A 12,389-nucleotide genomic window follows, 5' to 3' on the forward strand; every position below is an offset into this window, starting at 1 on the left:
CTTGAACACCCCGGCCCTTGCGGGCCAGAAATTCCTGGTCTTCACCCCATCTATGCTGGCGTCGGCGGACATTAAGCTGACCCAGATCGATCAGCACCGGCAGTCTCGGACAGGACTTACGCACCCGACAGGCGAACCAATCGGGTGCGGTCCGGGCGGCGAACCGCCCGAATTTCGTTTTAGAGCGCGGAAGCGGGCTCTACGTGCACGCCGGGGCCCATGGTCGAGGACACGGCAACGCGCTTGACATAGGTGCCCTTGGCACCGGCGGGCTTGCTCTTCTGCACGGCGTCGGTGAACGCCTTGATGTTCTGCAGGAGGGCTTCGTCCGAGAACGAAACCTTGCCAACGCCAGCATGCAGGATACCGGCCTTTTCGACGCGGTATTCAACAGCGCCACCCTTGGCGGCCTTGACGGCGCCAGCGACGTCCATGGTCACGGTGCCGACCTTGGGGTTCGGCATCAGGTTGCGTGGCCCGAGGATCTTACCGAGACGACCAACGATGGGCATCATGTCAGGGGTGGCAATGCAGCGATCGAAATCGATCTTGCCGCCCTGGATCTGCTCCATCAGGTCTTCGGCGCCAACAATGTCGGCACCAGCAGCGGTGGCTTCATCAGCCTTGGCGCCACGGGCGAACACGGCGACGCGCACGGTCTTGCCGGTACCATTGGGCAGGCTCACAACGCCGCGGACCATCTGGTCGGCGTGGCGGGGATCAACACCCAGATTGATGGCAACTTCGATGGTTTCGTCGAACTTGGCGGTGGCGCGTTCCTTGACCATCTTGATGGCCTCATCAAGCTTGTAGAGCTTGTTGCGGTCGATGCCTTCGCGTGCCTTGACGGTCTTCTTACCGATATGTGCCATCTATCAACCCTCGACCTGGATGCCCATGGAACGGGCGGAGCCGGCGATCATCGACACAGCAGCGTCGACATTGTCGGCATTGAGATCCTTCATCTTCTTTTCGGCGATTTCGCGCAGCTGAGCCTGCGTGATGGTGCCAGCCGATTCCTTGCCCGGAAGCTTGGAGCCGGACTTGAGGTTGACGGCCTTCTTGATGAAGTAGGTCACCGGGGGAGACTTCATCTCGAAAGTGAAGCTCTTGTCGGCATAGGCAGTGATCACGACTGGAATGGGCGAACCCTTTTCCATTTCCTGCGTGGCGGCATTGAACGCCTTGCAGAATTCCATGATGTTCAGACCGCGCTGGCCCAGTGCGGGACCAATCGGAGGGGAAGGCGTTGCGGAACCCGCAGGCACCTGCAGCTTGACATAGCCAGTGATTTTCTTTGCCATGATCGTCCTTTGATGTTGTCTCCGCGGTCAAGCGGAGCGTTTGACGCTGTGGTGCGAAGCTTGATCGGCCGCCTGGCAGCAACCGCCCTCTTCCACAGATTTTGCCGGATCGCTCCGGCAGTATCCGACTTGCGCCGGAAAGCGAATGCCGCGGATCAGCGCGGCAAAATCGATCAGACCTTTTCGACCTGGCCGTATTCGAGTTCCACCGGAGTGGGGCGCCCGAAGATGGAAACCTCGACCTTGAGGCGCGAACGCTCCTCGTCGACTTCCTCCACGACGCCATTGAAGCTGGCGAAGGGGCCATCCGACACGCGGACATTCTCGCCCACTTCGAAGGACACGGACGGCTTGGGATGATCCACGCCTTCCTGCACCTGCTGCAGGATCGCCATGGCTTCCTTTTCCGAGATCGGCATCGGCTTGTTGTCCGAACCGAGGAAACCGGTGACCTTGGGGGTATTCTTGATGAGGTGGAAGGCCTCGTCGGTCATATCCATCTTCACCAGCACATAGCCGGGGAAGAACTTGCGCTCGGCATCGACCTTGCGGCCACGACGGATCTCCGTGACCTTTTCGGTCGGCACGATCACGTCCTCGAACAAATGCTCGAGCTTCTTTTGCGCAACCTTCTGGCGAATGTCTTCCGCCACCTTGCGCTCAAAGTTCGAATACGCCTGAACGATATACCAGCGCTTGGCCATGCCGCCTCGTCGCTCCCTAGTGGTTATTCGCCGACCGCTTTAGCGGATCGACAGCATCAGCGATACCAGCCACGAAATCAGCTGGTCGGCCAACAGGAAAAACAGACTGGCCAACATAACCAGCACAAGTACCATGATCGTAGAGATCATCACCTCGTTGCGGCCGGGCCAAGTCACCTTGCTGACTTCGGTTCGAACCTGCTGGAGGAAGGTGATCGGGTTCGTACGCGCCATCAGCGAATCATCTCTTTGGTGTTTTGGTACAAAACCAAAGGCCGCGCAGGACACCCGCACGGCTGGAAGCTGCTATCTAGAGAAATCAGACGCGGATTGCAACAGCCCCTGCCCGATTTGTTGGACCGCACTGGGCCCGAACAGCTTACCTGCCGCAGTCTACATCCACCGAGCTAGGCCGGGAAGTTGAGTTGCAGTGTCACACTGATCTGCTTTGATGCGATCGGGCGGTTGGCCGGTGGAGGACGGGTCGATGAGCTTTGAGATCAAGGCCTGTGACATCCTGTATTTCGAGCCGCACCGCATCATCAAGGGCCGCACGGTTGGGGTGATCCGGGTAAAGGTGCGCGAAACCTTCATGGGGGCGGTTTCGGAGTTCTCGCTGGACCTGAAATGCCGGGCCGATATCGGGCGCGCCCAGGCCGCCGAAATCCGCACTGCACTGCTTGCCCACGCCGCCCATCAGCTCAACCGGATCAAGGCCCGGCACGAGCAGATGGAGGCGGACGAACTCGCGGCGAGCGAAGCAATGGCGGCTGCTACCGCGGAGCCTGGTGGCCGGGCTCAAGGCCGACTGCGCTGAAGCATCATAACGCCGATCCGAACTCCCCTGCAGCGCCGATGCAAATTTCCGTGTGGCTGGATGTCGGCTATGCGCCTTTGTGGGCGTCCTGATTGCGACGGATATGAGGAGTTACGGGCATGAGAAAGCTCATCGTAGGTGCATTTGCCAGCCTTGACGGCGTGATGCAGGCGCCCGGGGGCCCAAGCGAAGATCCCACGGGTGGCTTTCAATATGGTGGTTGGGGTGTCCCTTATTTCGACGAAGCGGTGGGGCAATTCATGGATGTCGGGTTTGCCGAGCCCTATGATCTGCTGCTCGGGCGCAAGACCTACGAAATATTTGCCGCGCACTGGCCGCATATGCCGGCGGATGATCCGATTGCCACGGCCTTCAACAAGGTGACGAAATATGTCGCGACCCGATCCGACCAGGAGTTTGGGTGGATCAATACCACTCCGCTGCGCGGTGAGGTGGTGGAGCCGCTAAGGCGCCTCAAGGCGGAGGACGGCCCCAATCTGCTGACGCAAGGCAGCACGGTGCTGGTGCAAACGCTGCTGGCCCATGACCTTGTGGATCAACTTCGCCTCCTGAGCTTTCCCGTGCTGCTGGGCCCGGGCAAGCGGCTGTTCGGGCACGGCACCAAGCCGCGGGCCCTTAAACTCGTCAGCAACAGCGTCTCGGCGAGCGGGGTCAGCATGAGCGTTTATGAGCGCGCGGGAGAGGTTTCAACCGGATCCTTTGCCTTGGCCGAGCCCACGGCGGCAGAACAAGCGCGGCAGGAGCGGATGGCCCGGGAAGGATAGTGTCTGCGTGCACTGGTGCCGGGGGCCGGTGCCCCGCCCCTACCCTCCTTATCAGGATATGGGCGAGGGCTGGTGGCACTGCGGCAGGGGTTGCTGGTGCAGTTGATCGGCCTGAGGAGCCTCGCGGGGTTTCATTCCCGCTGATATGGCCTAGATTAAGGGGTGAGTTTTTCTGCCGCGCTTGCGCGGATACGAATGGAGCCAAACCATGCTGTTGCGATCCGCCCTCATTGCCGCCGTGCTGCTGGTACCCGTCAGCGCAGCAATGGCCGCTTGCCCGCCCGGCACCCGCACCGTGCAGGAAACCAATAACCGCATCGTGTGCATCCAGCAGGAACTGGCCGAGGAAACCGCGGCGCGTGCCAATGAACGGCAGCTGAAGGATTTGCAGACCGACTGGCGGCAGAACCAGCTGGAACAGCGCTTCAAGGAGCTGCCCCGCTTCAGCCCCGTTCCCAAGTGGAACGAATAGCTCCCAAGGAGCAGAGCCAGGCCATAGGTCGCTATCGGTTTCTTGCCAAGCGCATCACCAAACCGACAGGCAACAAAAAGCCCGCTCACCGAGCGGGCTGGCAGCGATCAATGGTGGAAGTGCCTGGCAGGGGCTGGGGGACTCGAACCCACGACCCTCGGTTTTGGAGACCGATGCTCTACCAACTGAGCTAAACCCCTTCAAGCGAGCTATCCACTAATGGCAAAGCGCGCGCTGTGCAAGAGGTTCGCGACGCTCATCCCCAAAGATGGGGCACCAGCGGGATCGCCACAAGGATGGTGCCGAGCAGCCCCAGCGCATAACTGATCGAGCGCCAGGGGCTAAGCGCGCGCATATAGCACAAGAGATGTGCGACTCGCGCGGCGAGGAACAATGTCGCGCCCAGCAGGGACAGCCAGCCCTGCTCCCCCAGCACAATCGAGAGCACGGCTAGAGTGAGAAAAGCCGGCAGGTTTTCTTGCAGATTGGCAAGGGCGCGGCGTGACCGAGCTAGTTCGGGCGTGGGTTCGGGCAGATTGTCGCGCGCCCCCATTTGCGCCTCGGGCCCGACCTGCTTGGCCAGGAGAACGCCGGGAAGCTGGGACTGCACAAAAAGCAGCAGCAGCACAAGAAAGATGATCAACAGCATGGCAAGGGGCGACTCCGGTTAAGGCGTGCAGTGTGGCCCAGCGCCAGGGGCTTGAGAACCGCTAAACGCCGGGGCGGCAAACAAGGTGCGCGAGGCACAAGGGGGCATTTACAAGCGTGGCGCCTCCGGGGATAACTAACGCGCGAGTGAATGGAAGCCGTGGGAAGCAACCTGAACCGGAGGGACGGACGTGTCCCCGAAAGGATATCGATGCGCCTAGTGCTTGCCCTTGTTATGCTCGCCGTTTTTCCCAACCTTGCCTTTGCCCATAGCGGGCCCGAACACGCCCTCGGCTTTGTGCACGGGTTCGAGCATCCCGTTGGTGGGCTCGATCATCTGCTGGCGATGGTGGCGGTTGGGGTGTTCGCCTTTGTGTTGGGCGGCCGCGCGCTTTGGGCGGTGCCGCTGAGCTTTGTGGCAATGATGATTGTTGGCTTTGGCGCTGGGGTCGCCGGGGTGCCGGTGCCGTTTGTGGAACTGGGGATTGCCGTTTCGAGCGTGCTGATTGGGGGCGCCGCGGCGCTGGGGCGGCCGATGCCGGTGGCGGCGGCGATGGGCCTCGTGGGGGTTTTCGCGCTGTTCCATGGCCACGCGCATGGGGCGGAAATGCCCGGCGGCGCCAATGGGCTGGACTATGTCGCGGGATTCACGCTGGCGACCGCGAGCCTGCATCTTGCCGGGATGGCGGCGAGCTTGACGGTGGCGCGACTCGCCGGGCGGTTTGGCGCCGGGGCGACGCGCGTGGCGGGCGGCGGCTTTGCCCTGGCGGGCCTGGGCGCGATCGCGGGCTGGATCTAGGCGGCAGCAAAGCAGTTCCAGGCGCGCACGGCCGTGATCTCCTCCTCGCTCATGGGCTGGTAGCGCCGCGACAAGCGTTCGGTCATGGCTGACGCGATGGTGTCGGGCAAAATATCAAGCCCCGGTGGGAAGTATCGGCCGAGATCGAAGCGGACGGGGGGCACCTGCGCAACCGCGTCGGCCATGCTGGGCAGGTAGAGGCTCTCCGGCACCCGGTCCTGCAGCCATTTGAACGAGGATGCGAGGTAAACCGGCCTGACCTGGCAGAGCTTGGCGATATAGGGATTGTCGAAGCGGGCGATGTCCATCGCTTCGAACTGGGGGATGGAGATCGCCGTTTCGCGCTTCAGGGCCTCGTAAAGCAGGCGCTTGCGGTAGCATTTGAGACAACGTCCGCAGGGCCCGCCATTTGGCCCCATGATACAGAACGAGACCTGGTCGCCCAATCCATGCAGGGCAACTTCCTTGATGTTGAGATATTCGGGCAGCATGGTGGCGGCAGGCGCGATGCGCAGGCCAAGGGCGGCGAAGGCCCGGCCGATCGTGTCATGGCGATTGCCGGGCCTGAACTCGACATAGCGGCGGCCGTTTTCGTTGAACGAGCCTTCGAACACCGTGCCCGACAGGATGCAGTTGAGGCCGCGATCGGCGCCGGCCAGCAGCATGGGAATGGCATAGGTGGCCCAGGTGGTGACGCCGCGCGGGGACGCGATGTTTTCGGCATTGGTCCAGATATACTGGTCGCAGACGGGGGCGTCGTTGAGCCGGATGGCGTCGCGATCGGCGTAGAAGCGGTAGATGGGCAGGTGGAAGACGTTGTTGACGATGATGGCGCTGACGAGGTGGTAGCTGAACACTTCGGGCAGCAGCGTCTTGACGGCGACGGCATCAAAGCCCCCGCCCAAGGCGAGCCCGCAGGTGGCGAGGGTGATGGGCGAAGCATTCTCGGGGCGCGGCCCCGTTACGGTGGTGGTGACTTCGACCGGCTCGGGCCCGGGAGCGCCGCGTTTATTGGCGTGAAGGAACTCGGGGATCACATCGGACACTGGGAAGGAAAAAGAGACCTTGTTGCCGATAAAGGGCAGGAAGAGCAGGCAGCAGGCCAGCGCCAGCCGATCGTAATCAAGGTTCTGGATATCGAGGCCGAAGGACACGCGGGTTTCGGTCAGCGTGAGCGGCGTTTTATCGCTCTGGACGCGGTTGCCGGTGCGCATATCGCCATGGGCGTCGACCAGCCCGGCGGTGATGGTGAACACCCCTGGCTCCTGGCGGAAGGTGAAATGCATCGGGGGTCCTCCACGGCCGGCAGGCGTCCGGGCCCAATATGGAGGATTGCCGGCGCCAATGCAGCCGTACCCGCGATGGGAGTTGCAACGGAGTTACGACGCGCTTGCAGCGCGTGCCGGTAATTTACTGACAATGTGAGGAATTTTGGAGCGGGTAGCGGGAATCGAACCCGCATATTCAGCTTGGAAGGCTGCTGCTCTACCACTGAGCTATACCCGCCCGCTTGGGGGCGAACCCGAGGCACAGAACTAGCGGGAGGCGCAGGCCAATGCAAGAGCGCGGGTGGGCGATCGCGCACTTTGCCGGGGATTGGTGCGCAGCGAGGCCCCTGCCCGCTTAGCCAGCCATTTGGGCGCGGGCGGCGAAGCGGTCATGGGCGCGCATGGAGGCGTCGCGCAGATCAAGGCCCCAGCCGGTGAGCCAGCGCCTGACATGAGCAACAGCACGGTCGCGGCGGCGGCCATAGCGGATGACGCGGGCATATTTGGCGGTGATTGCAGTGTGCGGGCCGTATAGAAGCGCATATTCGGCGGCGTTGTCGAACTGGTCGCGGCCATTGTTGGCGAGGAGGGTTTCGACCGCCACGCCATTGGCAAAGATCACCTGATGCTCGGCCAGTTCGATGTTGAACAGCTCGAGCGTGGGGGAATGATCCCAGGGCTCTTCGGTGATCGTGGTGCCGTTGATGAGTTGATAGGCGGGGATCAGCACGCCATCAAGAAAGAGGCTGTGTTCGCGCGAGACCAGCAGGTCGCGGCTGGGGACATTTCGGGCCATGGCCGAGCGGCGGATGCGAACCGGGCGCATGGCGAGCGACCAGCCAGCGGCTGGACGGCGGCGCAGGCTGCGCCCGATCCATTTGACGGGCTGGGTGCCGGAAGCGGTTTGCACGAGATCGCCGATGCGCAGGGTTTCGACGGCAACAGTGCCCTTGGCCGTCTGGATGCGTGTGCCGGGCAGGAAGCAGGAGACGGCGTCGTTGTCGGCAGCGCCACCGCTAACCACGGAGCGGGAACGGGCGCTGCGCCGGTGCCCGCCCGTCTCGCAAGCCGCGAGCGAGCCGGCCAGGAGCGTAGCGGTGAAAGTGCGGGTTGCCTTGGCGAGAAACTCACGTCTGCCGATGCCAGGAAGATCCATGCTGCTGCCTACTCTCGTAACTACAGAACACTGTATAGAGGTGCAGAATCACGCACAGTTAACCTTTTGATTAAGCAGAACTTTCCCGTACTTACTATAGCTTAGTTCACCGCCCGCCGAGCTCTTGCAGCAGCGTCACGAACTGAGCGCCGGCAACGGAAAGCTCACCCGAATTGTCAATGACGACGGCGTTGGCGGGCACGGTGTTGCACTCGATGCGGCGGGCGAGGCGTCGCTCCACCGAGGCCGGTGATTCCCGGCCGCGGCGCAGGAGCCGCTCGGCGATCACCGGCCGATCAGCTACCACGGAGACGACCACCGCGGTGGGATAGCGCTGCAGCAGCGCTGGCAACACGCCGCGGGAGAGATTGGCGACGACGACCCGGCCACTGGCGAGTTCATGTTCCAGTGTGGCCGGCAGTCCATAGCGCAGGCCGTGTGCGGCCCAGCTGAGCGCGAACTCACCGCGCGCTTCGGCTTGCAGGAAACCTTCGGGATCGAGCGTATCGTGATCCTCGGCATTGCCATCAGCGCTGCGGGTAACGACCCGGCGCACGAAACAGATCTTATCGCCCAGCCGATCGCGGGCGAAGCGGATCAGACTGTCCTTGCCGACGCCACTGGGGCCAACAACGGCGACGAAGGTGCCGGTCATACCACCCGGCGACCTTGGCGCCAGACGGTCAGGACGATCGGGATGCCGTCTTCGATGCGCAGATGCACCAGGTCAGCGCGCTTGCCGACGGCGATCTCGCCGCGGTCATCAAAGCCGATGGCGGCGGCCGGACGCTTGGTGACCAGTTGCACAGCCTTGGGCAAGCTCACCCCTTCCGGGCCGTCGGCGAGGGCAAAGGCGGCCTGCAACATGCTGAAAGGGATGTAGTCCGAGGAGATGATGTCGAGCAGGTCGGCGGCGGCCAGCGCGCGGGCCGAGACATTGCCTGAGTGGGAGCTACCGCGCACCACATTGGGCCCGCCCATCAGGATCGCCATGCCCGCCTCACGGGAGGCGCGCGCCGCATCGAGCGTGGTGGGAAATTCGGCGATATGGGTGCCGAGCGTCACTGCTTCTTCCACATGGTCTGAGGTCGCGTCGTCGTGGCTGGCCAGCACGATGCCGCGGCTTTGGCACAGATCGGCAATGGCGCGGCGGTGGCGGCCGGCAAAGGTTTGCGATTCGATGTTGCGCCGCGTGGTGAACTCCTCGAGCGCGGCATCGCTGAGCTTGAGCTTGCCCTGGTAATAGGACTTATAAACCTCTTCCTTGACGAACTGGCGCTGGCCGGGCGCGTGGTCCATCAACGATGCCAAGCGCACCTGGGGATCGTCCATCACCTGCAAAAAGCTCTCAAGGCAATCGGGTGCGGAAACCTCGCAGCGCAGATGGACGTGATGTTCGGCGCGCAGGCGCCCCGCCCGCGTCCCTGCCCCAATCGCCCCGGCCAGAATGCGCGACTCATCGAGGCCGACATCGGCGTGCTCATCGGTGCCGACGCGAATGGCATCGAGCACGGTGGTGATACCCGAAGCGGCGATCTGGGCATCATGGGCCTGCACTGCCGCGACTGGGTTCCAGCGCACGCGGGGACGCGGGGCGTAATGGGTTTCGAGATGGTCGGTATGGAGTTCCACGAGACCGGGGATCAGGTAGTCCCCCTCCAGGTCCGTGCCGGATGCACTGACGGTGCCGATTTCGGCGATATGCCCGTCCACGACACGAAGGGAACCCTGGATCACCTCATCGGCCAGCACCATACGTGCATTGTTGAGAACAAGTTCTGCCGGGAAGGCTGTGGTCATGGAAAGGTCCGCAGTGAAAAGCCGGAAGAAGGCCGGAATAATATGATGGTAGTTGGGCCACGGGCATGTCGCCAGCCTTTAAAGCGCCAGCGGCTTCCCGGGGCCAAACTGGCCCGGATTGGCGCGGCGGACATGCGGCCTTGCTTTGAACACCATTGACTGTCATACAAGGGCTACACGTTTACAGCCAATCGTCGGCTGCCTGATCTTCCGGTTCTCCGGGCCCTGGCTCCCTTCTCTTTCTTGCGAACGTTATCACCCTTGCGCATGTCGCCCAAGGGAGCGCTCGCTTGCATATGCTTCGGGCTTTCAAAGGACTTCATCATGGCAACCATCAATGGTACCGTAAAATTCTTCAACACCACCAAGGGCTTCGGCTTTATTTCGCCTGAAGATGGCAGCAAGGACGCTTTCGTCCACATCTCGGCAGTAGAGCGTTCGGGCCTGCAGGGCCTGTATGAAAACGACAAGGTTTCCTACGAACTGGAAACCGGTCGTGACGGCAAGGTTTCGGCAGCCAATCTGTCGCTGCTGAGCTAAGCCCAAGACTTTAGCACCGGGGTGCGCCGCCTGGCACATCCCGGTGTTTGTTTTGTTCCAGGCGGGAGTGCTCTTGTGTCGGCTAACTTGAAAAGTATCGCAGTGCCAATGAAGCGCAGCCGGGGTTCCGCAGCTGCTGCCCCTGTGCCTGCGGTGACTGATAATGTTGCGCCGATGGCCCGTAGCATCCCTGCCCCCGTAGCCCGCCAGGTCAACCATCTCTACAGCACCGGCGATCGGCTGATGCTGCTGAGCAATGTGCGCGCAGGCAAGGCGGCGACGCCATGCGTCGTGCTGCGCCTACTGCCCTTTGAAGGCCGCGAATTTCAGTACCGCGTCCACGATGATTCCGACGGTCGCGAGCGCGTCGTCGCCGAGGCTGATCTGCAGGGGCTTTAAGCCGCCCTGCAGAGGGCTCCGCCCCCGATAACTTCCATTGCCGTGCTGTTCAGCGCCTTGCAGGCTTCTGCGGGGCGCTTTTGCCGTTGGAGCGTCGGTTCGGGCCAGCGTTAAACCGCGCCGGCCGTGCCTGGTGCCTGCAAAAGGCTGCGGGTGTGGGGATCGGAAAGGGCGGCATTGAGTGCCTCAGCCAGCAGCCGGGCATTGAGCGACATCGCTGCCGTCATCCCAAAGCGCTGCTCGAGCCGCGACACTGCTTGCGCCGTCACCGAATCGGCTGATGCGGGTTGCTCGTCGAGAATGGTCTGCATGGTGTGGGGTAGCAGGTGCATCGTATCGGCCCCGGTGCGTTGCCTCGGCACAGTGCGCTTTTGGCGGTTCGGCGTCACCCGCAAGAGTTGCGAAACCATAAGTTGCCCACAGGAAAGCCCAGGCTGGGCAAAGCACCCGCGGCGGCGAGCACCGCTTCGGAGCCCCTTTACGGGTATCACTTCGCGGCTCACGATTGCTTGACCTAAATCATGGGCAGCGGCCGGATTTCACGATAGGAGAATAATCAGGACCTTAGCCGCACAAGCTTGCTTGGCGCGGTGCAAAGACCCGAGCCCGGCACAGGTTAATTCAGCAACTGGCCTGCTCCATCTTCGTTGACGGGCTACACAGGGTGCCTTTGTGATGCAGCGCTTCTTTTTCGACGTCGATGACGGGAGCTTCCACGAAGACTCGGAAGGCACGAACCTGCGCGACGAACAGGCCGCGGAGGATGAGGCTGTGAAGGCGCTGGCCGAGATGGTGCGCGATCTGATTCCCACCTCGCCGCCGGGCAGCATCACCATGTGGGTGCGAGACGAGCACCAGGAGCGACTGCTGGAGCTCTCCATCAGCTTGACGATCAAGCGGCCGGGCCAGGCTTAGCGCCTGCGGGTCTCGTGGAGGTAATAGAGGTAGGCGGGTTCGAACTGCGCGAGGTCGCGCAGGGCGGGCCAATCGAGCACGGTCGCCTTGCCCCCCTCCAGGCTAACCAATCCGCGCTGCTGCAGGGCCTGCAAGCTATGGCTGGCAAGGACAATGCTGGCGCCGATCACATCGGCCACTTCGTCCTGGCTTAGCGGGAACGGAAAAGGCCCGCCTTCGAGGTCGCCGATCATCTCCCAGCGGACATAAAGCTCGCACAGGATATGGGCGACACGGGCAAGCGTCTGGGTTTGGCCGATCATGGTCATCCAGGCGCGAAAGGTGGCGGCATCGATAAGGGTTTCGCGCCAGAGAAGGTCGCTCAGCGCCGGGCTGGCGTGGATAGCCTGCCCGATGTCCTCGTGGGCGATCAAGGCTACCTGGCAGTCGACCGTTGCCACCAGGTCATGGTCCATCTTCTTGAGATGGTAGCTGTGCAGATCGGGCACATCCCCCGGGATGTGGATGGAAAGGATCTGCCGATTGCCCTGGGGCGTAAGCTTGCTGCGGTGCAGCATGCCTTCGAGCAGCAGGCAACTATGCCGGGAGATTTCGCCATCGCTGACGACGTGCTCACCCTTGGCCAGCGACTTGACCTGGAGGGGCATGGCGTCGATCGCGGCCTTCATCTCCTCCGTCAGTTCGCCAATGGCTTCCAGCTTACGGAACAGGTTGCCGGTTTCTGCTTTCATGGGATCCCCCGGGCAGCGCGGACAAACAGCGCCGACCAGAGGGTTAGCCTA

General features: G+C 62.5%; 18 protein-coding genes and 2 tRNA genes. 7 read left to right on the forward strand and 13 right to left on the reverse strand.

Translation table 11 applies throughout. From position 1 onward, the window contains the following. Positions 1-179: 179 nt before the first annotated feature. The 4 genes from rplA to secE all read right to left on the reverse strand — a co-directional run bounded on the left by rplA (position 180) and on the right by secE (position 2,245). Positions 180-872, reverse strand: a complete 693-nt coding sequence (gene rplA / locus AC3YOG_RS08185) for a 50S ribosomal protein L1 (RefSeq protein ID WP_127752896.1) — start codon at positions 870-872, stop codon at positions 180-182. Between the two features lie 3 nt (positions 873-875). Further along, positions 876-1,304, reverse strand: coding sequence for a 50S ribosomal protein L11 (rplK, locus tag AC3YOG_RS08190; protein WP_127752895.1), 429 nt, complete (start codon positions 1,302-1,304; stop codon positions 876-878). A 173-nt stretch (positions 1,305-1,477) separates the two neighbouring features. Next, positions 1,478-2,008, reverse strand: a complete 531-nt coding sequence (gene nusG / locus AC3YOG_RS08195) for a transcription termination/antitermination protein NusG (RefSeq protein WP_127752894.1) — start codon at positions 2,006-2,008, stop codon at positions 1,478-1,480. Positions 2,009-2,047: 39 nt separating this feature from the next. Beyond that, positions 2,048-2,245: a preprotein translocase subunit SecE gene (gene secE, locus AC3YOG_RS08200; RefSeq protein WP_164854949.1), complete on the reverse strand. Its 198-nt coding sequence runs from the start codon at positions 2,243-2,245 to the stop codon at positions 2,048-2,050. A 250-nt stretch (positions 2,246-2,495) separates the two neighbouring features. Here secE and AC3YOG_RS08205 point away from each other — a divergent pair, with 250 nt between their 5' ends. The 3 genes from AC3YOG_RS08205 (at position 2,496) to AC3YOG_RS08215 (ending at position 4,082) form a co-directional block, all read left to right on the forward strand. Further along, the gene (locus AC3YOG_RS08205) at positions 2,496-2,825 is read left to right on the forward strand and encodes a hypothetical protein (RefSeq protein ID WP_489890010.1); all 330 of its coding nucleotides are present in this window, start codon (positions 2,496-2,498) and stop codon (positions 2,823-2,825) included. Positions 2,826-2,944: 119 nt separating this feature from the next. Next, positions 2,945-3,610 carry a dihydrofolate reductase family protein gene (locus AC3YOG_RS08210; RefSeq protein WP_489934717.1) on the forward strand — a complete coding sequence of 222 codons (666 nt, stop codon included), beginning with the start codon at positions 2,945-2,947 and terminating at the stop codon, positions 3,608-3,610. A 208-nt stretch (positions 3,611-3,818) separates the two neighbouring features. After that, entirely contained in the window at positions 3,819-4,082 is a 264-nt protein-coding gene (locus tag AC3YOG_RS08215; RefSeq protein ID WP_489934718.1) for a hypothetical protein, read from the forward strand. 124 nt (positions 4,083-4,206) lie between these two features. On the opposite strand, the gene AC3YOG_RS08220 is transcribed toward AC3YOG_RS08215, so the two are convergent. Together AC3YOG_RS08220 and AC3YOG_RS08225 are read right to left on the reverse strand one after the other, a co-directional pair. Then, a tRNA-Trp gene (locus AC3YOG_RS08220) sits at positions 4,207-4,282 on the reverse strand. Positions 4,283-4,338: 56 nt separating this feature from the next. Then, complete coding sequence (locus AC3YOG_RS08225) at positions 4,339-4,731, reverse strand: MAPEG family protein (RefSeq protein WP_489890012.1); 393 nt, start codon at positions 4,729-4,731, stop codon at positions 4,339-4,341. A 210-nt stretch (positions 4,732-4,941) separates the two neighbouring features. On the opposite strand from AC3YOG_RS08225, the gene AC3YOG_RS08230 reads away from it, so the two are divergent. After that, positions 4,942-5,529, forward strand: coding sequence for a HupE/UreJ family protein (locus AC3YOG_RS08230; protein ID WP_489934719.1), 588 nt, complete (start codon positions 4,942-4,944; stop codon positions 5,527-5,529). Here the strand turns inward: AC3YOG_RS08230 and AC3YOG_RS08235 are convergent. From AC3YOG_RS08235 to AC3YOG_RS08255, 5 genes are all read right to left on the reverse strand, one after another. Further along, positions 5,526-6,815 (reverse strand): DUF6395 domain-containing protein, encoded by a 1,290-nt coding sequence (locus AC3YOG_RS08235; RefSeq protein ID WP_489934720.1) that lies wholly within the window; start codon positions 6,813-6,815, stop codon positions 5,526-5,528. The two genes, AC3YOG_RS08230 and AC3YOG_RS08235, sit on opposite strands and share 4 nt — an antisense overlap. 146 nt (positions 6,816-6,961) lie before the next feature. Then, positions 6,962-7,035, reverse strand: a tRNA-Gly gene (locus AC3YOG_RS08240). Positions 7,036-7,152: 117 nt separating this feature from the next. Continuing rightward, positions 7,153-7,953 (reverse strand): Hint domain-containing protein, encoded by an 801-nt coding sequence (locus AC3YOG_RS08245; RefSeq protein WP_489934721.1) that lies wholly within the window; start codon positions 7,951-7,953, stop codon positions 7,153-7,155. 106 nt (positions 7,954-8,059) lie between these two features. Next, on the reverse strand, positions 8,060-8,608 hold the full coding sequence (gene phnN / locus AC3YOG_RS08250; protein ID WP_127752885.1) for a phosphonate metabolism protein/1,5-bisphosphokinase (PRPP-forming) PhnN: 549 nt from the start codon (positions 8,606-8,608) through the stop codon (positions 8,060-8,062). After that, entirely contained in the window at positions 8,605-9,753 is a 1,149-nt protein-coding gene (locus tag AC3YOG_RS08255; protein WP_489934722.1) for an alpha-D-ribose 1-methylphosphonate 5-triphosphate diphosphatase, read from the reverse strand. Before AC3YOG_RS08255 ends, phnN begins: the two co-directional genes overlap by 4 nt. Before the next feature lie 324 nt (positions 9,754-10,077). Here AC3YOG_RS08255 and AC3YOG_RS08260 point away from each other — a divergent pair, with 324 nt between their 5' ends. Together AC3YOG_RS08260 and AC3YOG_RS08265 are read left to right on the forward strand one after the other, a co-directional pair. Continuing rightward, complete coding sequence (locus tag AC3YOG_RS08260; protein ID WP_127752883.1) at positions 10,078-10,293, forward strand: cold-shock protein; 216 nt, start codon at positions 10,078-10,080, stop codon at positions 10,291-10,293. A 174-nt stretch (positions 10,294-10,467) separates the two neighbouring features. Beyond that, entirely contained in the window at positions 10,468-10,692 is a 225-nt protein-coding gene (locus AC3YOG_RS08265; protein ID WP_127752882.1) for a hypothetical protein, read from the forward strand. Positions 10,693-10,802: 110 nt separating this feature from the next. Here the strand turns inward: AC3YOG_RS08265 and AC3YOG_RS08270 are convergent, their stop codons facing one another. Then, positions 10,803-11,024 carry a hypothetical protein gene (locus tag AC3YOG_RS08270; protein WP_127752881.1) on the reverse strand — a complete coding sequence of 74 codons (222 nt, stop codon included), beginning with the start codon at positions 11,022-11,024 and terminating at the stop codon, positions 10,803-10,805. A 343-nt stretch (positions 11,025-11,367) separates the two neighbouring features. Here AC3YOG_RS08270 and AC3YOG_RS08275 point away from each other — a divergent pair, with 343 nt between their 5' ends. Continuing rightward, positions 11,368-11,607 carry a DUF6894 family protein gene (locus AC3YOG_RS08275; protein WP_127752880.1) on the forward strand — a complete coding sequence of 80 codons (240 nt, stop codon included), beginning with the start codon at positions 11,368-11,370 and terminating at the stop codon, positions 11,605-11,607. Here the strand turns inward: AC3YOG_RS08275 and AC3YOG_RS08280 are convergent. Further along, entirely contained in the window at positions 11,604-12,338 is a 735-nt protein-coding gene (locus AC3YOG_RS08280) for a Crp/Fnr family transcriptional regulator (RefSeq protein ID WP_172123140.1), read from the reverse strand. The genes AC3YOG_RS08275 and AC3YOG_RS08280 overlap by 4 nt on opposite strands. Positions 12,339-12,389 lie beyond the last annotated feature (51 nt).

The organism is Devosia sp. Z6_126 (assembly GCF_058133495.1).